The organism is Dyella subtropica (assembly GCF_026283965.1).
Classification (GTDB): Bacteria; Pseudomonadota; Gammaproteobacteria; order Xanthomonadales; family Rhodanobacteraceae; genus Dyella_D; species Dyella_D subtropica.
On sequence record NZ_JAPDPD010000014.1, the window covers coordinates 101535 to 124607 of the forward strand.

Consider the following 23073-nt stretch of genomic DNA (forward strand, 5'->3'; position numbering starts at 1 on the left):
GTGGGGCTCTTTACACCCAAGAAGCCGTCGCTTGTTGGCGTCGATATCAGTTCGACCGCCGTCAAGCTGCTGCAGCTCAGTCAGACCGGTGGCCGTTATCGCGTGGAGCACTACGCGGTCGAGCCACTGCCCCCCAATGCCGTGGTCGAGAAGAACATCGTCGAGATCGAGGCGGTAGGCGAAGCGATTCGACGCGCGCTCGCACGATCCGGTTCCAAGCTCAAGCATGCGGCTGCTGCCGTGGCGGGCTCGGCGGTGATTACGCGCATCATCCCGATGTCGAGCGACCTGTCCGACGATGACCTCGAAGGACAGATCCAGGTCGAAGCCAATCAATACATTCCGTACCCGATCGAGGAAGTGAGCCTCGATTTCGAAGTGCTCGGTCCGGTGCGCGACAACCCCGAAATGAACAACGTGCTGCTCGCGGCCTCGCGTACCGAGAACGTTGATATGCGCGTCGCCGCGCTGGATCTGGGCGGCCTCGCCACCAAGGTCGTCGACGTCGAAGCGTTCGCGATGGAGAATGCCTTCGCGATGGTGGCTGACCAGCTCAACGTCGGCCGTGACGCGTTGGTCGCCGTCATCGATATCGGCGCCACCATGACCACGCTGTCCGTGCTGCGCAACCAGCGGACTATCTATTCGCGCGAACAGGTCTTTGGCGGCAAGCAGCTCACCGACGAGATCATGCGCCGCTACGGCCTTTCCTATGAGGAAGCCGGCCGCGCCAAGCGCAAGGGCGGTTTGCCGGAGTCATACGAAAGCGAAGCCCTGGAACCGTTCAAGGAATCGCTGATCCAGCAGATCAGCCGTTTGCTGCAGTTCTTCTTCGCCGGCAGTGAATACAGCAAAGTCGACCAGGTCGTGCTGGCCGGCGGTTGCGCGTCCATCGAAGGCATCGGCCCGATGCTCGAAGAGCAGCTCGGCGTGTCTTGTGTCGTCGCCAATCCGCTGGCGCGCATGTCGCTGTCTTCGCGCGTGCAGGCGCAGCAGCTGGCCCAGGACGCACCCGCGTTGATGATTGCGGTCGGCCTCGCCATGAGGAGCTTCGACTGATGGCACTCATCAACCTACTTCCCTGGCGCAACGAGCGCCGCAAGCAACGAGAGCGTGAGTTCTTCATGCAGCTCGGTGCGGCCTTTGTGGCAGCCCTGCTGTTTATGCTGCTGTGGGTGCTCTGGATGGACCAGCGCATCGACAATCAGAACGAGCGCAACACCTACCTGCAAGGCGAGATCAAGCAGATCGACGACCGCATCGCCAAGATCAAGGATCTGGAGAAAGTGCGCGAGCGGCTGCTGGCCCGCAAGCAGATCATCGAGCAGCTGCAGGCGAACCGTTCGCAGATGGTCCATCTGTTCGATGAACTGGTGAAGACCATCCCGGCCAGCGCACGCCTTGGTGGCCTCAAGCAAAATGGTGAGTCGCTGACGCTCGACGGCGTGGCGCAGTCCAACGCCAGCGTCGCCGAATACATGCGCAACATCGAGTCCTCACCGTGGATGGGTCATGCCGACCTGCGCAAGACCGAGAATACGCACGGCGATTCGCGCATGCCGTATGCCTTCGGCCTGGACGTCGCCCTGAGCAAGCCCAAGGCGGATGAAAATGCAGACGCAGAACAACGCACGCCAGTCCTCGTGCCTGGGGTCAGTGCAGCGGCCGCATCGGCAACGCCTGCCGGGGCGGGTTCAGTCGCGGCACGCCAGGCGTTGACCCCGGCCGTGCAGGCCGCGACGGCGACGCCGCCGGCCAAGCCGGCTCCTGCTACGCGGGAGGCGCCGAAGCCGGCGAATACCGCAGGGACGGGCCTGCCAGGTAATGGAGGAGCCAAGCCATGAAGTTCCTCAACGACCTGCGCAATCTCGACCGCAACAACATTGGCGGGTGGCCGAAGTCGGTCAAAATCTTCTTCACCGGACTGCTGTTCGGCTTGGTAGTACTGCTCGGCTGGTATGTGTTCGTCAGCGATCAGCAGAACACGCTTGAGCAGCAGGCCAACAAGGAGGAGCAGCTCAAACAGGAGTTCTCCCAGAAGCAGGCCAAGGCGGTCAATCTCGAAGCGCTGCAGCAGCAGCTCGATGAGATGCAGGACATGCTGCGCCAATTGCTGCGCCAGCTGCCCAGCAAGACCGAAATGCCGGAGTTGCTGATAGACATTTCGCAGACTGCGTTGTCGGCAGGCCTGGAAACCGAGCTGTTCCAGCCAGGCGCCGAGGTGCCGAAGGATTTCTACGCTGAGAAGCCGATCCAGTTGCGCATGGTGGGCACCTACCATCAGTTCGGCACCTTCATCAGCGGCGTGGCCTCGCTACCTCGCGTCGTGATCCTGACCTTGCATGACGTGTCGCTGACGCCGAAGGACAAGAACGGTCAGCTAGTGCTGCAGGGCACAGTCAAAACCTATCGTTATCTGGAAGACGAAGAGAGCGTCGAGGCCAAGGCAGCCAATGCCAAGTCGCAGTCGGGCGCCAAGACCGGGGGGCGGAAATGAGCAAGTTGATAGCCCTTAAGTCCGCTCACGTGGTACGCGCCGCGCTGGTGCTCGGTGCCGTCCTGGTGCTCGGAGGCTGCACGCGCGGCATGTCCGATCTGCGCGACTGGGTTTCCCAGGAGAGGCAGAAGAAAGGCGCGCCGATCCCGCCGCTGCCAGTCATCAAGACCTTTGAAACCTTCCTGTACAACGACCAGGACAAGCGTGATCCGTTCAGCCCGAGTACGGCCGAACTGGACAACGGCGCGGCGAATGCCGGGCCGCGGCCCGATCAGGATCGCACCAAGGAGCCATTGGAAGTGTTCGCGCTCGACAGTCTCAAGATGGTCGGCACCGTAGGGACCGGTGGCGGCACTGAAGTGCTGATCAAGGACCCGGGTGGCGTGATCCATCGCGTCCATCGCGGCGAATACATGGGCCAGAACTACGGTCACGTCACCGCCATCAGCGAAGACCACATTGAACTGGTCGAGTTGGTATCCAACGGTAATGGCGGCTGGATGGAACGCTCAGCCAGCATCGCGCTTGGCGAGAAATAAGAATCACAGGGGCTGATGCAATGACCTACCTAATCAAACCTGTTCGGGGCCGTGTCATGCGCCAAGCGAGTCGTCGCCTGATCACTGGATTGCTGATCGTCAGTGCTGCGTGGTCAAGCATCGCGGCGGCGGCCACCAACACCTTGAAGGAGATCAGCTACGACACGCTGCCTGGCGGCCGTATCGAGCTGCATTTGAACTTCACGGGGCCGGCGCCGGAGCCGAAGATTTTCACCACCGGCAACCCGCCGCGTATTGCGATCGACTTCAGTGATACCGACAACGCGGCGGCGCGCCACCTCGATATCGGCAAGGGCTCGACTTCGGGCGTGTCCGCGGTAGCCGCCGGCGGCCGTACCCGCGTCATCGTCGAACTGATGCGCGATTCGTCATATCGCACGCGTGTCGACGGCAACAGCCTCGTGTTCACGGTCAACAATGGTACCGACGCGCAGACCACGACCACCGCCTCCACCATCGATCCATCCAAGGCGTTGCCTTCCTCGGCGAGCGGTCCGGCGGTGTCGAATATCGACTTCCGCCGCGGGCCGAATGGCGAAGGTCGGGTGCTGATCAATTTCAGTGGCGCTGGCGCCAGCGCCGACATGAAGCGTGAGAACGACAAGGTGGTGGTCAATCTCGACCACGTGAATCTGCCGCAGAACCTGGCTCAACGCCTCGATGTGCTCGACTTCGCCACGCCGGTGCAGTCGATCGTCACTAAGGGCGGTGCCCGCGGTGGCGCACACATGGAAATCGCAACCAAGGGCAGCGTCGAAACCTCGGCCTACCAGACGGCCGACCAGTATGTGGTCGAAGTCGCGCCCAAGAAAAAGGATCCCAAGGCCGGTCCTGATGGCAAGTCTCTACGCGGCCAGGATCCGGTTTACAACGGTAACCGCGTCACCTTCAATTTCCAGGACATCCCGGTCCGCTCGGTGCTGCAGCTGATCGCCGACATGTCGGGCCAGAATCTGGTGGCCTCCGACACGGTGGGTGGTGCCATCACCCTGCGCCTTGTCAACGTGCCGTGGGATCAAGCGCTGGACGTGGTGCTGCGTGCCAAGGGCCTGGACAAGCGCCGCAACGGCAACGTGATCTGGATCGCGCCGCAGGATGAGTTGGCGAAGTACGAGCAGAGTGTGGCCGATGCCCGCATCAAGGCGGAGGACAATGCCGAGCTGGTCACCGACTACGTGCCGATCAGCTACGGCAAAGCGCAGGACATCGCGAAGCTGTTGACCCAGGGCCCGGCAGGTGGCGGTGGCGGAGGTGGTGCTGGCGGCAGCTCGCACGGGTTCCTTTCCGCACGCGGCAGCGTCTCGTTCGATGAGCGCACCAACACTCTGCTGCTCAACGACAGTGCACAGAAGATCCGCGAACTGCGCGAGTTGATAGCGGTACTCGACAAACCGGTGCAGCAGGTGCTGATCGAGTCGCGCATCGTGGTGGCCAGCGACACCTTCACCCGCGAGCTGGGTGCCAAGTTCGGTGTACAGGGGAAAGTCAACAACACGCAGTTCCAGAACGCGGCTACTGCGATCCCCAATCTGCAAGCAGGTCTGGGCGGTGGCAATGTGACCTCGTTTGGGGGAACGGACAACGGCAACGGCTCGGCTGGTGGCAAAGGCTTGAACGTGAACCTTCCCACTACCCTGCAGGGAGGTAGCTTCGGCCTGGCGATTCTCGGTGCGAACTATGCGATCGACCTTGAGCTGTCGGCCGCCCAGACCGAAGGCCGTGGCGAAGTGGTCTCCAGTCCGCGCGTGATTACGGCGAACCAGCAGGAAGCCATTATTCGCCAGGGTCAGCAGATCGGCTATGTCACCTTCCAGAACGGCGGCGCCGCTGGTGGCGGCCAACCGACCGCTTCTGTGCAGTTCAAAGACGCGGTGCTGGAGCTGAAGGTGACGCCGACGATCACGGCCGATAACCGTGTCTATCTCGCCATCAATGTGAAGAAGGATGCGCTGGCCCAGTTCGTCGATACGCCGAATGGCAAGGTGCCGCAGATCGATACGCGTGAGATCAACACCTCAGTGCTGGTGGACAACGGCCAGACCGTGGTGCTCGGCGGCATCTACGAGATCACCAAGGCGAATGCCACCACCAAGGTGCCGGGTTTGGGCGATATCCCGGGCGTGGGCATTCTGTTCCGCAAGACTTCGCGCCAGAGCGACAAGGCGGAGCTACTGATCTTCGTGACGCCGCGCATTTTGAGCGAAAGCCTGCGCTGAGCACCGCACAAGGCATGATGAAAGGGGCGGCTCAGGCCGCCCTTTTTCTTTGAGCTGGCGCGGGCCTATGCCATCAGTTGCGGGGGCGGGTGCCGCCTGCGGCGGCTAAACTTCTGTGAATGGCTGCGGTCTGTAGCCGCACGAAGCACAACGGAATTCTTGATGGACATGCCCCAGGTTCACCCTTCCTCACGCCTGCAACAGGCGTTCACCAAACTGCGTGAGGAACTGCAGCAAAGCATCATCGGCCAGCCCCACCTGATCGATTGCCTGCTGGTGGCGCTGCTGGCCGATGGGCATTTGCTGGTCGAAGGCGCACCAGGTCTGGCCAAGACAACCGCGGTGAAGGCGCTAGCGGCTTGTATCGAGGCGGACTTCCATCGCGTGCAGTTCACTCCCGACTTGCTGCCCGCCGATCTCACCGGCACGGATATCTTCCGAACCCAGTCCGGCAGCTTCGAATTCGAGCGCGGACCGTTGTTTCACAACATCGTGCTGGCCGATGAGATCAACCGCGCGCCGGCCAAGGTGCAATCGGCGCTGCTTGAAGCGATGGCGGAGCGGCAGATCACTATAGGCCGCAGCACCTGGCGTCTGCCGGAGCTGTTCATGGTGATGGCGACGCAGAACCCGATCGAACAGGAAGGCACTTTCGCCTTGCCCGAAGCGCAGCTGGACCGCTTCGTCATGCACGTCACCATCGGCTATCCGGATGCACCGTCGGAATTGGCCATTCTGCGTCTGGCGCGGGAGCAGGCGCGCCGCAGCCTGCATCCGCAGCCACCGGCACGTGCCACGCTCAGCCAGTCCGACGTATTTGCCGCGCGCGAGGCCGTGCTGTCGGTGCACATGGCTCCTGCGCTTGAGGCCTACCTGACCCAATTGGTGCTGGCCAGTCGCGACGCCGGCGCCTACGGCCCCGAGCTGAAACGCTGGATCGCCTGGGGTGCGAGTCCGCGCGCCACCATCGCACTGGATCGTTGCGCACGTGCGCATGCCTGGCTGGCGGGGCGCGACTATGTGCTGCCGGAAGACATCCATGCCATCGCCCACGACGTGCTGCGTCACCGCGTATTGCTGAGCTATGAAGCCGAGGCAGAGGGCGTGCGCAGCGATCAGGTGGTCTCGCGTCTCCTGGATCTCGTGCCGCTTCCGTGAGTGCCGTATTGCTACAGCGCGCCGAGGGTGATGGCCGCGCGAGCGTTTCCCTGGCTGAGTTGCTGGCTTTGCGCGCCAAAGTGGCGCGAGCGGCCCTGCCAAAGCTGAATAGCCGAGTGGCCCCTGCGGGTCAGCAGTCCAGCCGTCTATACGGCCGCGGCATGGACTACGCGGAGTCCCGCGCCTACCAGCCCGGCGATGACATTCGCCGGCTCGACTGGCGGCTCACGGCGCGCAGCGGCAAGCTGCACACCAAGCTGTTCCAGGAAGAACGCGAAGGAAGAGTGCTGATTTTGCTGGACACGCATGCCAGCATGCGCTTCGGTACTCGCGTGCGCTTCAAGTCGGTGCAAGCAGCACGTGCCGCAGCGACGGCTGCCTGGCTGGCCGTGCGCGCTGGGGAGCGCGTGGGCGCCATGGCCTTTGGCGAGCGCACGCACATGCTGCGACCGCAGGGAGGTACACGGGGTGCGCTGGCGCTTTGCGGCGCGCTGGCGGATTGGGATATCGATCCTGCTGCAGGGCGCAACGAGCCCTTGTCAGAGGCCTTGTTGCGGGCAGCACGGTTGATGCACGGCGCCAGCCGCGTGCTACTGGTGAGCGATGGGCTCAGTTGCGACGAGCCGGCACGGGGGCGCCTGCTCGATCTCTCGCGCCGCGCCGGTGTCAGTGTGCTGATCGTCGGCGACGCGCTTGAGTTGGCGACAGCGCCGGCCGGCCGCTATCCCTTGGAGCATGCCGGCGTGCGCCGCGAGGTGGTGCTGCAGGCGGAGCGTCAGCGACGCGAATTCCAACAGACCCTGGGCGCCGGTCAGGTCCGCCTGGCCGCGTTGGCCCAATCACTAGGCTTGCGGCATCGAAGCATCGATACCGCGGTCGATCCGCTGGAAGCGGTAAGCGGTCTGCTGGGTGGAGCGAGGTCCGCGTCATGATGCTGCCTGTCGCCACACCATCCCCGCCGCAACCTACCGGTCCGGTTTTGCGTGACATCCACCTGCCGCCCGATCCCTCCTGGTGGCCGCCGGCACCGGGCTGGTGGGTGCTCGCTGCACTGACGTTGTTGCTGGCGTGTCTCGGGTGGTGGATGGCCTGGCGGCATCGGTGTTGGCGGCGTCGCGTCGAGGCGGTTCTATCGGAGATCGACGCGATCGAGCAACGCCATGCGCAGCGGCCCGATGCGTTGGCCGCCGGCTTGCATCAGTGGCTGCGGCGCGGAGCGCGCATATACGACCCCATGGCGACGCATCATCGTGGCGATGCTTGGCGTCGCTGTCTGGCCGTAGTGCCTGTCGACGCGGCCACACTGGACAGCTTGATGACGTTGGAGTCGGTGATGTACCGACCCACCACCACAGTAGATGTGCACGACCTCGCCGGGGCCACGCGCCGATGGCTGGCGCTTGCTTTGAAGCAACGAGCCATGCGCAAAAAACTCAAGTCTCCTGTATTGCGTGCCTCCTTAGAGCGCGGACATGTCTGAATTCGCCTGGCCCTGGATCGTCCTGGTGCTGCCGTTGCCCTGGTTGCTACGGCGCTGGCTGCGTCCGGCGGCACCGGATCAGGCATTGCATCTGCCGCATCCGGGCCTTCATCTGGCGAGTGTGGTGGAGCAAGCGCCAACGGGCGCTCGCACTTGGCTATTGGTGCTCGCGTGGCTATGCATGGTCGGCGCGGCGGCGCGGCCTCAATGGGTGGGGCCGCCGCAAGCGCAGCAGCGCAGCGGTCGCGCCTTGATGCTCGCGGTCGACCTCTCCGGCAGTATGCGCACCGAAGACATGGAGCTGGCCGGTCAGGTGGTCAGCCGTTTCGGTGCCGTCGAAGCGATTGCCGGTGATTTCATTTCGCGCCGGAGCGGCGACGAACTCGGGCTGATCCTGTTCGGCACCCGCGCATTCTTAGTGACGCCTCTCACCTACGATCTCTCCGCCGTGAGTGCTCAATTGCAGAGCTCCACCGTTGGCCTGGCCGGTACCGAGACCGCCATCGGCGATGCGATCGCCGTGGCCGCGAAGCGCCTGTCCTCCCTGCCGGAGCCCGCACGTGTGCTGGTGCTGCTCACGGACGGCGTGAACAACGCTGGCAACATCACGCCGTTGGACGCGGCGCGCGCCGCGAAGGCGGCCGGCATACGCGTATACACCATTGGCATCGGTGCGACCGAAATGCGCGTGCCGGATTTCTTCGGCACGCGCGTGGTCAATCCTTCGGCCGATCTGGACGAAGGCATGTTGCGCTCGCTCGCCACACAGACCGGTGGCCGTTACTTCCGCGCGACCGACACCAACGAGTTGGCTGCAGCGTACCGAGCCATCGATGCGCTGGAGCCGATGCCGCAGCAAGGTCCGGAGCTGCGTCCGCGCCACGAATTGTTTCGCTGGCCGCTGCTGGCCGGCATGTTGTGTCTGTTGTTCGCCCTGGCACCCAGCGCACGCCGCCCCGTACCGGCGGTGAACGCATGAGCGCGATGTGGCAGCAGTTTCATTTTCTGCGGCCGTGGTGGCTGCTTGGCTTGCTGGCTTTGCCGCTGCTATGGGCGATGGCCTCACGCGGCAGCCACGCGCAGCGTGAGCTGTCGAAGCTGGTCGATCCCGAATTGCTGCCGCATCTGCTGCAGGGGCGTGCCGGTTACCGGCACTTGCCGCCGATGTTGATCGCTTTGGGCTGGACACTGTGCACGCTCGCGCTGGCCGGCCCCGCCTGGAGTCGAATCGCTACGCCGCTGTATGCGAATCGGACGGCGCAGGTGATTGCCGTGTCGTTGTCGCAACACATGTTGTCGCGGGATGTCGCCCCCAGTCGTATCGACCGTGCACGGTACAAAGTGCGCGATCTGCTGGCAGCGAACCGGGACGGCCTCAATGGCCTGGTCGCCTACGCGGGCGAAGCTTTCGTGGTGGCGCCGCTGACTTCAGACGTCGGCAGTCTCAACGATCTGCTCGACGCACTCGCGCCAGACACGATGCCTGCCGATGGCAATAACGCGGCGCAGGCGATCGAACGAAGCGCAGGCTTGATCCGCGACGCCAAGGTCGGTGGTGGATCGATGATTCTGGTCACGGATAGCACTGATGCCGCCGCAGTGGCGGCTGCGCGCAAAGCCCGCAATGAGGGCATCAGCGTATCGGTGCTTGCCGTGGGCACGCCGCAGGGCGGTCCTGTTCCATCGGGCGATGGCGGTCTCCTGCGCGGCGAGCGTGGCGATGTGGTTCTCGCGCAGCGGGATGACGCGTCATTGCGGGCGTTGACCGAGGCGGGTGGGGGTCGCTTCGTGCCGATGAGCGATGACCATCAGGATATCGATGCACTCCACCTCTCCAGCCCCACCGCAGGCGAGGCGGCGACGGCGAGTGGTTTGGTGAGCGAAGAATGGCAGGATCGTGGCCCCTGGTTGTTGCTGCCGCTGCTGCCCATCGTCGCGCTGGCGTTTCGCCGTGGCTGGTTGCTGATGTTGCCGTTGTTGCTGCTGCCGCTTATGCCAGGTAACGCCCAGGCTGGCAGTTGGAGCGATCTGTGGCGACGGCCGGACCAACAGGCGGCACAAGCGCTGCGGCAAGGGCAAGCGAAACAGGCACAACAACTGGCCCGCGACCCGGCCTTGCGCGGCGCGGCCGCCTATCGTGCTGGCGATTACGCAGCTGCATCCCAGGCCTTGCAAGACGTGCCTGGCGCCGATGCGGCTTACAACCTCGGCAATGCTCTCGCCATGCAGGGCCGCTATCAGGAAGCATTGGCTGCGTACGATCGTGCGCTGAAGCAGAACCCAGCGAGCGAGGACACCAAAGCCAACCGCAAGGCCGTCGAGGATTGGCTGCGCAAGCAGCCACCGCCGCCGCAGCAGAACAAGAACACTCAAGACAAGAGCGGGCAGGACAAGGGCGACGATCACTCTTCCTCCGAGCCCAAGAGCGGCGAAAGCAAGCAAGGCGAGAACGGTCAGCCCTCATCGTCAGGGAAACAGGGCCAGGATCAGGCCGGCGCTCAGGGGCAACCCTCCGATCAGGCACACGATCCCTCGGGCTCCGGCAAAGACAGCGAACAGACAAAGAACGCATCTTCATCCGCCGCTGCGAAGCCGCTCACGGCACAGGAACAGGCCGAGCAAAAAGCGCGCGCAGAACAAGCGCAGCAGGCGTTGCAGCAGCAAATGAACCGCGCGCTGGAGGCGCAGGGCAAGCCGGCTTCCGATAAAAAGGACGCTGGTCATGAACTGGGTGCCGTAGCCGCGGATGACCCGCAATCCAAATTGCCTGCCGACGTCCGCCGCTCGCTGCAACGCGTGCCGGACGATCCGGGCGCGCTGTTGCGGCGCAAGTTCGAACTGGAATATCGGCAGCGCCACGGCGCGAATGCCGGGGAGGGTGACTGATCGTGCTGGCCCGTCGCATGTCCTGGTGTTTGTGCTTGCTGCTGTGGTGCTTGCCTTGGCTGGCCTCGGCCGCCGACGTGCAGGCCACGCTCGATCGCAACAAGGTGCAGCTCGGCGAAGCGGTGACGCTGAATCTGCGTGTGGCAGGCGGCGGTGCTTTCAGCGCGCCGGACCTGAGTGCACTGTCCGGCGATTTCACCGTGCTTGGCACGTCCAGCAACACCAGCCTCAGCATCGTCAATGGCCAGCGCAGCGCGGAACTCGTCTACGGCGTGGCGCTGCGGCCCAAGCGTATCGGCAGCCTGTCGATTCCCGCGCTGAACTTTGCCGGCGGCGCCACCGTGCCGTTACAGCTGGAGGTGGTGCCGCCGGATAGCCAGGCCGTGGTGGAGGGGCGCAAGGATCTGTTCGTCGAAGCTACGGCGGAGCCGCAACGCGCCTACGTTGGCGAGCAAATGACGTATGTAGTGCGTCTGTACTTCGCTGCCAGTCTCAGCAATGGTGCCATGGACGAGCCCCAGGCGAACGGTGCGGAGCTGAGCAAACTCGGCGGCGACCTCAATTACCAGGCCGAGCGCGGTAGCCGTCGCTACAACGTGATCGAACGGCGTTACGCGCTGATACCGCAGCATGCGGGGCGGATCGAGATACCACCGGTGTCGTTCCAGGGCGAGCTGATCGACATGGCTGACCCGAACAGCTTTTTCGGCAGCACGCGGCCGGTATCCGCCGCTTCGCCGGCCGTGTCGATCGATGTGCGCCCCGTGCCGGACAGCGCGGGTAAGACCGCGTGGCTACCGGCGCGCGAACTCTCGCTCACCCTCGAAGACAGTCCGACCCAGGGCGAACTGCGTGTGGGGCAGCCGCTCAACCTCAGCATGACCTTGCAGGCCACCGGCCTTCCCTATGAAGCCCTGCCGGCGCTCAGCTTGCCCGCGCTCGAAGGCGCCACGGTTTATCCGGACAAGCCGGTCAACGGCACCCATCTCAGTGGTTCTTGGCTGGTTGGGCGGCGTCAGCAGGCGTTCTCGGTCGTGCCCAGTCGCCCGGGTGAGCTGACCATCCCCGAGACCACGCTGACCTGGTGGAACGTCCAGACAGACAAGCTGGAAGTCGCCCGCGTTCCGGCACAGCACTACACCGTGCTGCCAGCGGTGGGCGCTGCAGCGACAACCGCGGCTGCTGTGCAGACGACAGCCGCCGCTCCGGTCGAGCCCAGCGAATCGGCCATGCCGCACCACGCGGTGCCGTGGCGCTGGATCGCTCTGGGCAGCGGCGGTCTGTGGTTGCTCAGCCTGCTCGGTTGGCTGGCGTGGCGCCGTCATCGGCTCGCGGAACCGAAGCGGGTCGCTGATGCCACGCCAGCGACGCCCCGTCACCTGCAGGCGGCGTTTCTCGCTGCGACGCGCAGCGAGGACGCCGCGTCGCAGGCCCATGCCCTGCTGGCCTGGGCACGCGCGGAGCGCCCGGGATGGTCGAATCTGGGTGCGCTGGCATCCGCGTTGTCGTCGGAGCCACAACGCGAGGCGATCCACGCTCTGCAGCGCAAGCTCTACGCAGGTGCCGGCGAGGCGGGATGGGGTGAACGCCTGGCGGCGGCATTCCGCGACGGCTTCCATTGGCGCGCATCCGGCGACACGTCGACCTCATCGGCGCTGCCGCCGCTGTATCCGTTCAAGCTGGATTGAGCGCCTCACGCCAGACCGACGCCATGCGCGCGTCGAAGCAGCACAGTTGCACCTGCATCTCGGCATGTTGCAGCAGGCATTCGCGCAAGGCAGCCAGTGCTACCGGCGCTGCGCGTTCGGGTGGATAGCCGTAGACGCCGCAGCTGATCGCCGGGAAAGCGATCGTATGCAAGCCATGCGCGGCGGCGAGTTGCAGGCTCTCCCGGTAGCAGCTCGCCAGCAGTGCAGGCTCGTCGCGGTCGCCGCCGTGCCAGATCGGCCCCACCGTATGGATGACATAGCGCGCCGGCAGCGCAAATCCGCCGGTGATGCGCGCTTCACCGACCGGGCAACGCACGCCAGGACTGACTTGAGGCAGGGCACGGCAAGCTTCCAGTAGCCCTGGGCCTGCGGCGCGGTGGATGGCGCCATCCACGCCGCCGCCCCCGAGCAGGGCCGGGTTGGCGGCGTTCACAATGGCATCGACCCCAAGGCGAGTAATGTCGGCGATGACGATCTCGATGTTCATGGCGTGGTTCCGCGGATTCTTGCGGGTCTCCCGCACATCATGACGGCTGCGTAGACTGGCTGAGAGCATCCCTGGAGGTTAGGCGGTCATGACCAAGACGGAAGACATCTCGTTCGGTTACCTGCTTAACGACGTGACCTTGCTGTTCCGTAAGCACTTCGACCGGCGTGCGGTGAAATTCGGCCTGACTCGCGCGCAATGGCGCGCGACCAAGGTGTTGTACCACCGCGAGGGTTTGCGTCAAACCGAGCTGGCCGAATTCCTGGAGATGGAGCCGATCGCGGTGGGGCGTGTGATCGACCGTCTGCAATCCGCCGGCTTCGTGGAGCGCCGGCCCGACCCGCGCGACCGCCGCGCATGGCGCCTGTATGTCACGGAACAGGCTCGTGGGGTCGTCGCCGATATGGAGCTGATCGGGCGCGGCCTGCGCAAGGACGCCACACGCGGCATCGAGCTGGCCGAGCTGCAGCAGGCGATGGACGTGCTCACCCGCATCAAGGACAACCTGCAGGCGCTGGATCAGCCGACGGATGGTGAGGCGCTTTGACGAGTCCAGTCGGAAGAGAGTTGCGGATTCAAGGCTGACCAGTGCCATCAGTCTCTGTGATGGCGTTGAATTCCGTGGGCATAGTGACGGTCTTTGTTTACCGAAAACCCGATACCGCAAACCCGTGCCAACGCTGGCATGCTTGCGCTATCCCCGCGCCAGTCGAACACGGCCGCGACCGAACTGCCCATAGCGAGTCCCCATGCCCTGGAAGAAATTACTCCTGATTGTGTTGCTGTTGGCGGTGCTCGCCGTCGCCATGCTGGCATTTCGCGGTCACGGTACGGCATCGTCCGGCGACAAGGCGGCTGCTTCGACGGCGAGCGCGGAAGTGCCCGTGCAGGTGGCCACCGCCATGCGTGGCGACGTGGATCTCAGCCTCAAATTGGTGGGCCGCGCCGAAGCCTGGTCCACCGTGACTTTGCGTTCGCGTGTTTCCGGGCAGTTGCAGGTGCTGGCGTTTACTCCCGGCGCACAGGTGAAAAAGGGCGCGTTGCTGGTGCAGATCGACCCTAGCCTGCTCAAGGCCCAACTGGACCAGACGCGCGGTGCCGTGGCGCGCGATCAGGCGCAGCTGCTCAAGGCCCAGGCCGACCAGCAGCGCTACAGCGACATGCTCGCCAAGGGCTTCGTCTCCAAGGCCGACTACGATACCTATCAAGCCAATCTTGCCGTGGCCAAAGCGGTGCTGCAGAGCGATCTCGCCGCCCAGGAAACCGCGCAAACCCAACTCGACTACTCTCGCATCGTCGCGCCGTTCGATGGCGTCGCCGGTGCGCCGCTGGTATGGCCAGGCGCACAGATCACTGCCGACAGCACCGACATCCTGGTGCTCAATCAGATTGAGCCCATCCGTATCGCCTTCAACATTCCCGAGGACAGCCTCGCCGCCGTGCGCGCCGCGCAGGCGCGTGGCGATGTGCCGGTGCAGGCGGTGATCCCTGGCGACAAGGGCGCGCCGCTGAGCGGCACGCTGGAATTCATCGACAATGCCGTCGATGTCACCACCGGCACCATCGTGCTGAAGGGGCGTTTCGACAACGCCGACCACCGCCTTACCCCTGGTCAGTTCGTGCAGCTCACCCTGCCCACCACGCGCATCGCCAACGCGGTGAACGTGCCGGTGGAGGCGTTGCAGAGTTCGTCCAAAGGCAGTTTCGTGTTCGTGCTCGGCCATGACGGCAAGGTGCAGCAGCGCTATGTGACCCCCGGTCCGACGTCGGGTGGGCGACTGGTGGTCGACAAGGGACTGGAGGCGGGCGAGCAAGTGGTGACGGAAGGCCAAATGCTGCTGATCGACGGCAGCCGCGCGCGCGTGAAGACGGGCGGGTAAGAGCCTGTTTATGGTCTCCCCGTGGCCCGCGTTGCTGTTGAGTGGCTGTCAGGTGGCAGCGCGTGGCGCAGCACCTGGCTGGCTGCCAGGTCAAGCTGGGCGCTGCCGCATGGCGGCCAATCAACAGCAACCCTCCGGGCCGGGTCTGTTTGCCCGCAGGCCGGCGTCATCACTCAGTCGTGTACGGCCGTACACTCCTTCGTTCTTCCTTGGCCTGCGTGCAAACAGATCCCGGCGCGGGCTACGGGGAGACCATAAACAGGCTCTAATGCCATGAATCTGCCTGAGCTTTGTATTCGACGGCCGGTGATGACCACGCTGCTGATGGCGGCATTGTTGGTGTTCGGCATCGCGGCGTATCCGCGTCTGCCGGTGAACGAACTGCCGAACGTCGACTTCCCCACCATCAACATCAGCGCCAACCTGCCGGGTGCTTCGCCGGAGACCATGGCGTCGGCGGTGGCGACGCCGTTGGAGGCGCAGTTGTCGACCATCGCCGGCATCAGCTCGATGAGTTCGACCAGCGCACTGGGCTCCACCTCGATCACGCTCACCTTCGAGTTGGAACGCAATATCGATGGTGCTGCGCAGGACGTGCAGTCGGCCATCTCCGCTGCGTTGCGTCAGCTGCCGAAAGAGATGACCACGCCGCCCACCTTTCGCAAAGTGAACCCGGCGGATGCGCCGATCCTGTTCCTCACCGTGACGTCGTCCACACTGCCTTTGTCGCAGGTGGACGAGTACGCGGAGACGGAGCTGGCGCAGCGCCTGTCGATGGTCGATGGCGTGGCGCAAGTGAATGTGTACGGATCGCAGAAATACGCCGTCCGGGTCAGCGTGAGTCCGGAGCGGCTGGTGGCCAGCGGCGTCGGCATCGATCAAGTGCAAAACGCCATCGCCAGCGCCAATGTGAACCAGGCGACCGGTTCGCTCTACGGCAGTCGGCAGCAGTTGCCGATTCGCAGCGAGGGGCAGCTGATGCGCGCGGCCGCCTATAACGACATCGTGGTGGCCTACCGCAACGGTGCGCCTGTACGCATCGGCGACCTGGGTCACGCCAGCGACAGCGTGCAGAACGACCAAGCCGCCAGTTGGTATAACGGCGAGCGCGCCATCGTGCTGGCCATCCAGCGCCAGCCCGGCGCCAACACGGTGGAAACGGTCAATCGCATCAAGGCGGTGCTGCCCGGCTTCACGGCCGGCCTGCCGCCTTCGGTCAAGCTCAACACCTTGTACGACCGCTCGCTGTCCATCCGCGCCTCGGTCGACGATGTGCAGTTCACCTTGTTGCTGGCCGGTGTGCTGGTGGTGCTGGTGATCTATCTGTTCCTCGGCAATTTCTCGGCCACGCTGATTCCGGCAGTGGCTTTGCCGATCTCGGTGATCGGTACCTTTGGCGTGATGTTCGCGCTGGGCTACAGCCTCGACAATCTTTCGTTGCTGGCGCTCACGCTCGCGGTCGGCTTTGTGGTGGACGACGCCATCGTGATGCTGGAAAACATCGTGCGTCACATGGAAGCCGGTCTGCCGCCGTACGAGGCGGCGCTGAAAGGCGCGAGCGAAATCGGCTTCACCATTTTTTCCATGACGCTGTCGCTGATCGCTGTGTTCATCCCGGTGATGTTCATGGGTGGCATTGTGGGCCGTCTGTTTCACGAGTTTGCGGTGACTATCAGCGTCTCCATCCTGATCTCCGGCATCGTCGCCATCACGCTGACGCCGATGCTGTGCAGTCGCTTCATCAAGGCGCACGACCACGAGAAGAAGAACTGGCTGATCGCGGGTTTCGATCGTGGCTTCGGCGCGGTGCAGCGAGGCTATGCCAGCAGTCTGCGCTGGTGCATGGATCGACCTCGCGTGGTACTGGCTGGCTTCGCCCTGAGTCTGTTGGCGACCGCGCTGTTGTTCTCTATCGCGCCGAAAGACTTCATTCCCGCGGGCGACACCGGTCAGCTGCGCGTGACCACCGAGGGCCCGCAGGACGTTTCCTTCGACAGCATGGCGGCGCGGCAGCAGAAGCTGGCGGAGATTGTCGCGAACGATCCGAACATCGCTGCCTATATGTCCAGCGTCGGTGCCGGCGGTCCGCGCAGCACGGTCAACAATGGCTCGCTGCTGTTGCTGCTGAAACCCGCCAGCGATCGCAAACTTGACCCGGACGGCATCATCCAGGAGCTGCGCAAGAAATTCGCACCGGTGCCGGGCATCCGTACCTACATCCAGAACCCGCCGTCGATTCAGATCGGTGGCCGCCAGTCCAAGGCGCAGTACCAATACACGCTGCAATCGATCGATCTGCCGCAGCTGTACGACTGGAGCGGCCGGGTGACCCAGGCCTTCCAGCAGCTACCGGGTTTTCAGGACGTCACCAACGACCTCGATCTCAACAGCCCGGCGATCATGGTGGAGGTGAACCGAGAAAAGCTCGGTCCGCTGGGCTTGACCATGGCGCAGGTGCAGTCGGCGCTGGGCACAGCATTCGGGCAAAACCAGATATCCACCATTTATGGTGCGGCCACGCAGTACTGGGTGATCCTGCAAGTCTCGCGTTCGCTGCAAAGCGATCCGAATGTGCTCTCGCAGCTCTACGTTGCCTCCGAAACCGGCAAGCTGGTGCCGCTAGCTACCGTGGCCACTTTCACGCGCAAGCCGCAGGTGCTCACGGTGAACCACCAGGGCCAGCTGCCGGCGGTCACCGTATCGTTCAACCTGGCACCGGGCGTGAGTCTTAGTGAAGCGGTGACGCGCATCGATGCGGCCATGCGCAAGATGGGTCTGCCCGCTACCATCAGCGGCAGTGTGCAGGGCACGGCGCAGGCGTTTCAGGATTCCATGCAAGGAATGGGCATGCTCCTGCTGTTGGCGGTGTTCGTGATCTATCTGGTGCTGGGCATTTTGTACGAAAGCTTCATCCATCCGCTCACGATTCTTTCGGGACTTCCTGCGGCAGCGGTGGGCGCACTGATTACGCTAGTGCTGTTCCACGCCTCGCTGGATTTGTTCGCTTTTGTCGGCATCGTGATGCTGATCGGCATCGTGAAGAAGAACGCGATCATGATGATCGACTTTGCGCTGGAGCGTCAGCGTGACGAGGGTATGGCGCCCGCGATCGCTATCTATGAAGCGTGCCGTGTGCGTTTTCGTCCCATCATGATGACGACGATGGCGGCGTTCGCGGGTACGTTGCCGATCGCACTGGGTGTGGGCGCGGGTGCGGAGACGCGGCGGCCGCTGGGTCTTGCTGTGGTGGGTGGTTTGGCGGTGTCGCAGGTGTTGACGTTGTATTTGACGCCGGTGATTTATTTGTATTTGGATCGGTTGCAGGGGCGGTTTTCTAAGGGTGGGAATGGGGCTTCTGCTGAGGCTCGTGCGAGCTGATGCCTTAGCAGCTTTAGCGCCCTATCCCTTCGGGCGAGGGCTGGGGATAGGGTTCAGTCGTTGTGATGTCCCCTCCTACTTCGTCATTCCGGCGTAGGCCGGAATCCAGAGCGTTTCCGCTTGGTTGTCGCGTCTGCTTGCCCGGGCTCGCCTGCGGCGGGCTTCCGAACCGCTGCCGCGGTCCGGGTCACTTTCTCTTTGCTGGTCCACGCACCCGCAGGAACGGGTGCGAACAGCGCAGCTGGCCCGAAGGGCGGAGGGCATGGATGCCCGGAGTAAAGAGAAAGTAACCAAAGAGAAATGGCCTGGGAGCACAGCGGTGTGCTCCGTAGCTACACGTCTTCCAGTGTCAGGCGTCGAGATAGTTTTCTTCGGGAGCTTATCTTGCGCCCTCACCGCTCACCGCTGCGCGGAGCTTCTGCTCCCTCCCCTGCAAGCAGGGGAGGGTTGGGGAGGGGTGAGTACTTGAGAAGGCGCTTAAATCCCGTGCAACAAAAAAGGCGGCCATGGGCCGCCTTTTTTGTTGGTGCAGTGAAACCGATCAATCGCTCGCGCCATCCTTCGCAAACGCACCTGGCGCCGAACCAAAGTCGCCATCGGCTTGTGCGGCCATGTACGAGAAGGCCGCATAGACGGCTACGTTCTGAGCCAGTTCCCGCGGGTCGATTTTGTCGAGGGTGTCGTTGGCGGTGTGGTGGTAGTCGAAGTAGTCGGTGCCGTCCTGGGTGAGGGTAAGGGCGGCCATGCCTTTGCCGTGCATCTGGGACAGGTCGGAGCCGCCGCCGCCGGGGAGCTTGGCGTCGTAGGCGACGCCGACGGGTTCGATCACTTTGGCGATCTGCTCGATGGCGCCGATGGCACTCGGTTTCACGCTGGCGCTCATACGCCAGATTTTGCGGGCGCCAAAGTCGGATTCGGTGCCGAGCTGGTGCTTGCCGACATCTGTCGCATGCTTGTCGGCGTAGGCACGACCGCCCCACAGGCCCATTTCTTCGTTGGCGAAGGCGATGACGCGGATGGTGCGATCGGGGCGCTGCGGCAGGTCGCGGATCATTTTGCCGGCGGCCATGGCAATCGCCACACCTGCGCCGTCATCGATGGCGCCGGTGCCCGGATCCCACGAGTCGAGGTGACCACCGATGGCGACGACCTGGTCGGGATGCTTCTTGCCGGTGATTTCGCCGATGACGTTGGCGCCGGTGTAGCTGCCGTTGAAGCCGACGTCGAGATCGAGCTTCACGCTGACCGGTTTGCCATAGGCCAGCACGCGCTCGAGCTGATCGGCATCCGGGTTGGAGAGTGCGGCAGCGGGGATGGCGTCTTTCGGATCGCGGAAACCGGTGACGCCAGTGTGTGGCGTGCGGCTATGCGCATCGGTACCGGCGGAGCGCAGCAGAAAGGCGGCTGCACCCATCTTGGCGGCGATCACCGGGCCGCCCACGCGCACGCCGGAACCGATGGCGTAGTCGTGGCCGTCCTTGTGGCGCTCCATGCGCGGGCCGACATAGACGATCTTGCCCTTCACGCTGGCCGGGTCGGCGTTCTTCAGCGCATCCAGGCTGTCGAACTTCACAACTTCGGCGGTGAGGCCGCCCTTGGGCGTGCCGGCGGAATAGCCCAGCGCGATCAGCGAGAGCGGCTGCGGGAACGGCGCGACGATTTCCGCGTGTTCGCTATGGCGCTCCCACAGCGGGTAGGTGACGGTCTCGGTGTAAACCTTGTCGTAGCCCAGTTCCTTGAACTTGGCCACAGCCCAGTCGCGGGCGCGCTGGTCGTTCGGGCCACCGGCGAGGCGTGCACCAATCTCGGTGGTCAGCGATTCCACGATTTTGTAGCCGGTGTTGTCGTCCATGGCCTTGTCACGCAGTTGCTCCGCCGTTTTCACGGCGTTCTGCGGGATCACGGTGGCCTTGTCGGCGGCGCTGGCGAGGCCAGTGGCAAGAGCGAGACTGGCGGCGAGCAAAGTAAGAGGCAGACGGCGCATCGGGGACTCCTCGGGGAAACCACGATTATGGCGTTGCGCCTGCAAGTCGCTTAGGCCAGAAGTCATGCTCATAAGTAATAAAGGCCGGACGCCTTTACAGGCCCCGGCCTTCGATGCTGACGACAGGCTTACTTCTTCAGCAGATCGCGGATCTCGGTCAGCAGCACCTCGGTCGCCGGCGGCGCGGGGGGCGCAGCCTGCTGCTTGCGGGTGAGCCGGTTGATGGCCTTGACCACCAGGAAGATGGTGAACGCGATGATCACGAACTGGATCATCACGTTGATGAAGGCGCCGTACTGAATCGCCACCTCGGCGATCTTGTGTTTGGGGTCGCTGTCGTCTGCCGGCTTGAGCACCCATTTCATGGCGGAGAAATCGATGCCGCCGGTGAGCACGCCGATCGGCGGCATGATGATCTGGTCGACCAGCGAGGTGACGATCTTGCCGAAGGCGCCGCCGATGACCACGCCGACTGCAAGGTCAATGACGTTGCCGCGCATGGCAAATTCTTTGAACTCTTTGATCATGCTCATGCTGCTCTCCAATGCTATGTATTAGCTTCGTATGGCGGAGCGACTTTAACCCAGCGTTCCGACCCACGAACAGGTCGCTCAGGCCACTCGGCCATCCAGCGTGGCGATGCCTTCCAGCTGGGCATGAAAATGGTCGCCGCGTTGCAAGGCTGCCACGCCGGCCGGTGTGCCGGTAAAGATCAGGTCGCCCGCCTTCAGCTCGAACAACGTGGACAGGATGGCGATGATTTCCGCCACGCTATGCACCATGTCCCCGAGATGGGTCTGCTGACGCACGCTGCCGTTGATGCTCAGGCTTAGCAGGGTGTCCGCGTTGGGCTGGACTTCCGTGGCGGGACGCAAGGCCGAGACCGGTGCGGAATGATCGAAAGCTTTTGCGACATCCCACGGATGGCTCTTGGCCTTGACCACGGCCTGCAGGTCGCGGCGAGTCAGGTCCAGGCCGACGCCGTAGCCCCAGATCAGCGACTCTGCGCGCTCAACGGGCACGTCGCGGCCGCCCGCGCCCAGCGCCACCACCATTTCCACTTCGTGATGCAGATCGGAGGTGGCTTGCGGGTAGGGCACGTCAGCTCCATCGGCCACCACGGCGTCGGCCGGCTTGCAGAAGAACAGCGGCGTGTCCTTGTCTACCGTGGTACCCATTTCGCGGGCGTGCTCGGCGTAGTTGCGGCCGATGCAGAATACGCGGCGTACCGGGAAGCGTTGGTCACTGCCTACAATAGGCAGGCTCGGAACAGATGAGGGCGGGATGACGTATGACATGGCGGGGAGGTTAGCAGTTCGACTGCCCTGGACCGATGACCGATAGATGTCGCGTCCAGAATCGCCTGTGCCGCTTTATCCATGTCGATTCCGGGGGTACAAGTTCGACGTATAAGGAGACAGCTGCCACCGAGACCCGGGCTCCACCCGCCCGATTCAGGTGACACCTGTCATTGCCAACGACTGATGGGGTGCTCTGGCTGCCGTGCGGCCCGTCCCTCATCGTGTCGGCCATCGTGCAACTGGCTGGGGCCAGGTAGGGAGCAGGTGTGAAGAACGCGGATCTTTTGAAGGAATTGCGCATCGAGCGTCACCAGCGCGACGAGCACAACCAGGGCCCGGGGCGGTGGCCATGGATCGTGGGCGCCGTGGTGCTGGTGCTTGCGGTGGCAGGGGCGCTGGGTTGGATGCTGCTGGGCCGCAGCGCGCTTGAAGTACAGACCGCCACGGCCGTCGCGCCCAGCGCCAGCACCGGGGCAGGTGCGGTGCTGCAGGCGACGGGCTACATCACGGCGCGCCGCCAGGCCACCGTCTCGGCACAGATCACCGGCACGCTGACCGAGGTGCTGATCGAAGAGGGCGACCACGTCGAGAAGGGGCAGGTGTTGGCCCGATTGGACGACAACGGCTATCGCGCCGCGCTGGATTCCGCCAAGGCCAATACCCTGGCCGCGCAGGCGCAGGTCGTGCAGTTGCAGGCGCAACTGGATCAGGCACAGCACGATGCCGTCCGCATGCACACCCTGGTTGCGAGCGGGCTGGTTTCCAAGCAGCAGGATGAGCAGGCGCGCACGCTGGCCGCCAGCACGGCCGCACAGCTCAACGCGCAGCGCAAGCTGGCCGCCGCTGCGCAGGCGCAGACCACGCAGGCGCAGGTCAACTTCGACTACACCGTGGTGCACGCGCCGTTCACCGGCGTGATTACGCAGAAAGCGGCCCAGGTAGGTGAGATCATTTCGCCACTGTCTGCCGGTGGCGGTTTCACCCGCACGGGCGTGGGCACGATCGTGGATATGGATTCGCTGGAAATCGACGTGGACGTCAACGAGGCCTACATCGGCAGAGTGAAGGCGAGCATGCCAGCCGAGGCCGTACTCGACGCCTACCCGGACTGGAAAATCCCCGCTCACGTCATCGCCATTGTGCCCGCCGCCGACCGCGGCAAGGCCACGGTGAAAGTGCGCGTGGCGCTGGACCAGAAAGACCCGCGCATCGTGCCGGACATGGGCGTTCGCGTGTCGTTCCTGGAGCAGGCCGCGAAGCATGAAACCGCGCAGATGCCGAAAGGCGTGCTGGTGCCGGGCAAGGCCATCGCACAGCGCGATGGGCACGCGGCGGTTTTCGTGGTGAGCGACGACACGGCGCATCAACGCACGGTGGAGCCGTCGGCGCAGGCGTATGGCGATCTGCGCCTGCTGCCCGCCGCGGTGCAGGCGGGCGAAACGGTGGTGGTCTCGCCATCGGCGGAATTGAAAGACGGCATGCGCGTGAAGCAGGCCGGCAAGCAGTAACTATCGCTGCACGACATCCAAGGTCAACG

Annotated in this window: 19 protein-coding genes; 15 read left to right on the plus strand and 4 right to left on the minus strand. The window is 64.0% G+C overall.

The window, feature by feature from the left end; translation table 11 throughout:
- From OUZ45_RS13695 to OUZ45_RS13745, 11 genes are all read left to right on the plus strand, one after another.
- Complete coding sequence (locus tag OUZ45_RS13695; protein ID WP_323137558.1) at nt 1-1059, plus strand: pilus assembly protein PilM; 1059 nt, start codon at nt 1-3, stop codon at nt 1057-1059.
- Entirely contained in the window at nt 1059-1844 is a 786-nt protein-coding gene (locus tag OUZ45_RS13700) for a PilN domain-containing protein (protein ID WP_266170677.1), read from the plus strand. The genes OUZ45_RS13695 and OUZ45_RS13700 overlap by 1 nt, the downstream gene beginning before the upstream one ends.
- The gene (locus OUZ45_RS13705) at nt 1841-2497 is read left to right on the plus strand and encodes a type IV pilus inner membrane component PilO (RefSeq protein ID WP_266170678.1); all 657 of its coding nucleotides are present in this window, start codon (nt 1841-1843) and stop codon (nt 2495-2497) included. Before OUZ45_RS13700 ends, OUZ45_RS13705 begins: the two co-directional genes overlap by 4 nt.
- Nucleotides 2494-3036: a pilus assembly protein PilP gene (locus tag OUZ45_RS13710; protein WP_266170679.1), complete on the plus strand. Its 543-nt coding sequence runs from the start codon at nt 2494-2496 to the stop codon at nt 3034-3036. Before OUZ45_RS13705 ends, OUZ45_RS13710 begins: the two co-directional genes overlap by 4 nt.
- A 56-nt stretch (nt 3037-3092) precedes the next feature.
- Nucleotides 3093-5273: a type IV pilus secretin PilQ gene (locus OUZ45_RS13715; RefSeq protein WP_266170680.1), complete on the plus strand. Its 2181-nt coding sequence runs from the start codon at nt 3093-3095 to the stop codon at nt 5271-5273.
- 162 nt (nt 5274-5435) lie between these two features.
- Complete coding sequence (locus tag OUZ45_RS13720) at nt 5436-6431, plus strand: AAA family ATPase (protein ID WP_266170681.1); 996 nt, start codon at nt 5436-5438, stop codon at nt 6429-6431.
- Nucleotides 6428-7363 (plus strand): DUF58 domain-containing protein, encoded by a 936-nt coding sequence (locus OUZ45_RS13725; protein WP_266170682.1) that lies wholly within the window; start codon nt 6428-6430, stop codon nt 7361-7363. The genes OUZ45_RS13720 and OUZ45_RS13725 overlap by 4 nt, the downstream gene beginning before the upstream one ends.
- Nucleotides 7360-7911 carry a DUF4381 domain-containing protein gene (locus tag OUZ45_RS13730; protein ID WP_266170683.1) on the plus strand — a complete coding sequence of 184 codons (552 nt, stop codon included), beginning with the start codon at nt 7360-7362 and terminating at the stop codon, nt 7909-7911. The genes OUZ45_RS13725 and OUZ45_RS13730 overlap by 4 nt, the downstream gene beginning before the upstream one ends.
- Nucleotides 7904-8890, plus strand: a complete 987-nt coding sequence (locus tag OUZ45_RS13735) for a VWA domain-containing protein (protein WP_266170684.1) — start codon at nt 7904-7906, stop codon at nt 8888-8890. The genes OUZ45_RS13730 and OUZ45_RS13735 overlap by 8 nt, the downstream gene beginning before the upstream one ends.
- Nucleotides 8887-10797 (plus strand): VWA domain-containing protein, encoded by a 1911-nt coding sequence (locus tag OUZ45_RS13740; protein ID WP_266170685.1) that lies wholly within the window; start codon nt 8887-8889, stop codon nt 10795-10797. Before OUZ45_RS13735 ends, OUZ45_RS13740 begins: the two co-directional genes overlap by 4 nt.
- A 2-nt stretch (nt 10798-10799) precedes the next feature.
- Nucleotides 10800-12485 carry a BatD family protein gene (locus OUZ45_RS13745; protein WP_323137559.1) on the plus strand — a complete coding sequence of 562 codons (1686 nt, stop codon included), beginning with the start codon at nt 10800-10802 and terminating at the stop codon, nt 12483-12485.
- Here OUZ45_RS13745 and OUZ45_RS13750 read toward each other — a convergent pair.
- Nucleotides 12472-12993 (minus strand): O-acetyl-ADP-ribose deacetylase, encoded by a 522-nt coding sequence (locus tag OUZ45_RS13750; protein ID WP_266170686.1) that lies wholly within the window; start codon nt 12991-12993, stop codon nt 12472-12474. The genes OUZ45_RS13745 and OUZ45_RS13750 overlap by 14 nt on opposite strands.
- A gap of 88 nt (nt 12994-13081) precedes the next feature.
- Here OUZ45_RS13750 and OUZ45_RS13755 point away from each other — a divergent pair, with 88 nt between their 5' ends.
- The 3 genes from OUZ45_RS13755 (at nt 13082) to OUZ45_RS13765 (ending at nt 18251) form a co-directional block, all read left to right on the plus strand.
- Nucleotides 13082-13540, plus strand: coding sequence for a MarR family winged helix-turn-helix transcriptional regulator (locus OUZ45_RS13755; protein ID WP_266170687.1), 459 nt, complete (start codon nt 13082-13084; stop codon nt 13538-13540).
- Between the two features lie 202 nt (nt 13541-13742).
- On the plus strand, nt 13743-14873 hold the full coding sequence (locus OUZ45_RS13760; RefSeq protein ID WP_266170688.1) for an efflux RND transporter periplasmic adaptor subunit: 1131 nt from the start codon (nt 13743-13745) through the stop codon (nt 14871-14873).
- A 273-nt stretch (nt 14874-15146) separates the two neighbouring features.
- The gene (locus OUZ45_RS13765) at nt 15147-18251 is read left to right on the plus strand and encodes an efflux RND transporter permease subunit (protein WP_266170689.1); all 3105 of its coding nucleotides are present in this window, start codon (nt 15147-15149) and stop codon (nt 18249-18251) included.
- A gap of 541 nt (nt 18252-18792) precedes the next feature.
- Here the strand turns inward: OUZ45_RS13765 and OUZ45_RS13770 are convergent.
- The 3 genes from OUZ45_RS13770 to OUZ45_RS13780 form a co-directional block, all read right to left on the minus strand.
- Nucleotides 18793-20235: a M20/M25/M40 family metallo-hydrolase gene (locus OUZ45_RS13770; RefSeq protein ID WP_266170690.1), complete on the minus strand. Its 1443-nt coding sequence runs from the start codon at nt 20233-20235 to the stop codon at nt 18793-18795.
- 128 nt (nt 20236-20363) lie between these two features.
- On the minus strand, nt 20364-20768 hold the full coding sequence (gene mscL, locus OUZ45_RS13775) for a large-conductance mechanosensitive channel protein MscL (RefSeq protein WP_266170691.1): 405 nt from the start codon (nt 20766-20768) through the stop codon (nt 20364-20366).
- 78 nt (nt 20769-20846) lie between these two features.
- Complete coding sequence (locus tag OUZ45_RS13780; protein WP_266170692.1) at nt 20847-21533, minus strand: fumarylacetoacetate hydrolase family protein; 687 nt, start codon at nt 21531-21533, stop codon at nt 20847-20849.
- Nucleotides 21534-21802: 269 nt separating this feature from the next.
- Between OUZ45_RS13780 and OUZ45_RS13785 the strand changes: the two genes are divergently transcribed.
- Nucleotides 21803-23044, plus strand: coding sequence for an efflux RND transporter periplasmic adaptor subunit (locus tag OUZ45_RS13785; RefSeq protein WP_266170693.1), 1242 nt, complete (start codon nt 21803-21805; stop codon nt 23042-23044).
- Nucleotides 23045-23073: the final 29 nt, after the last annotated feature.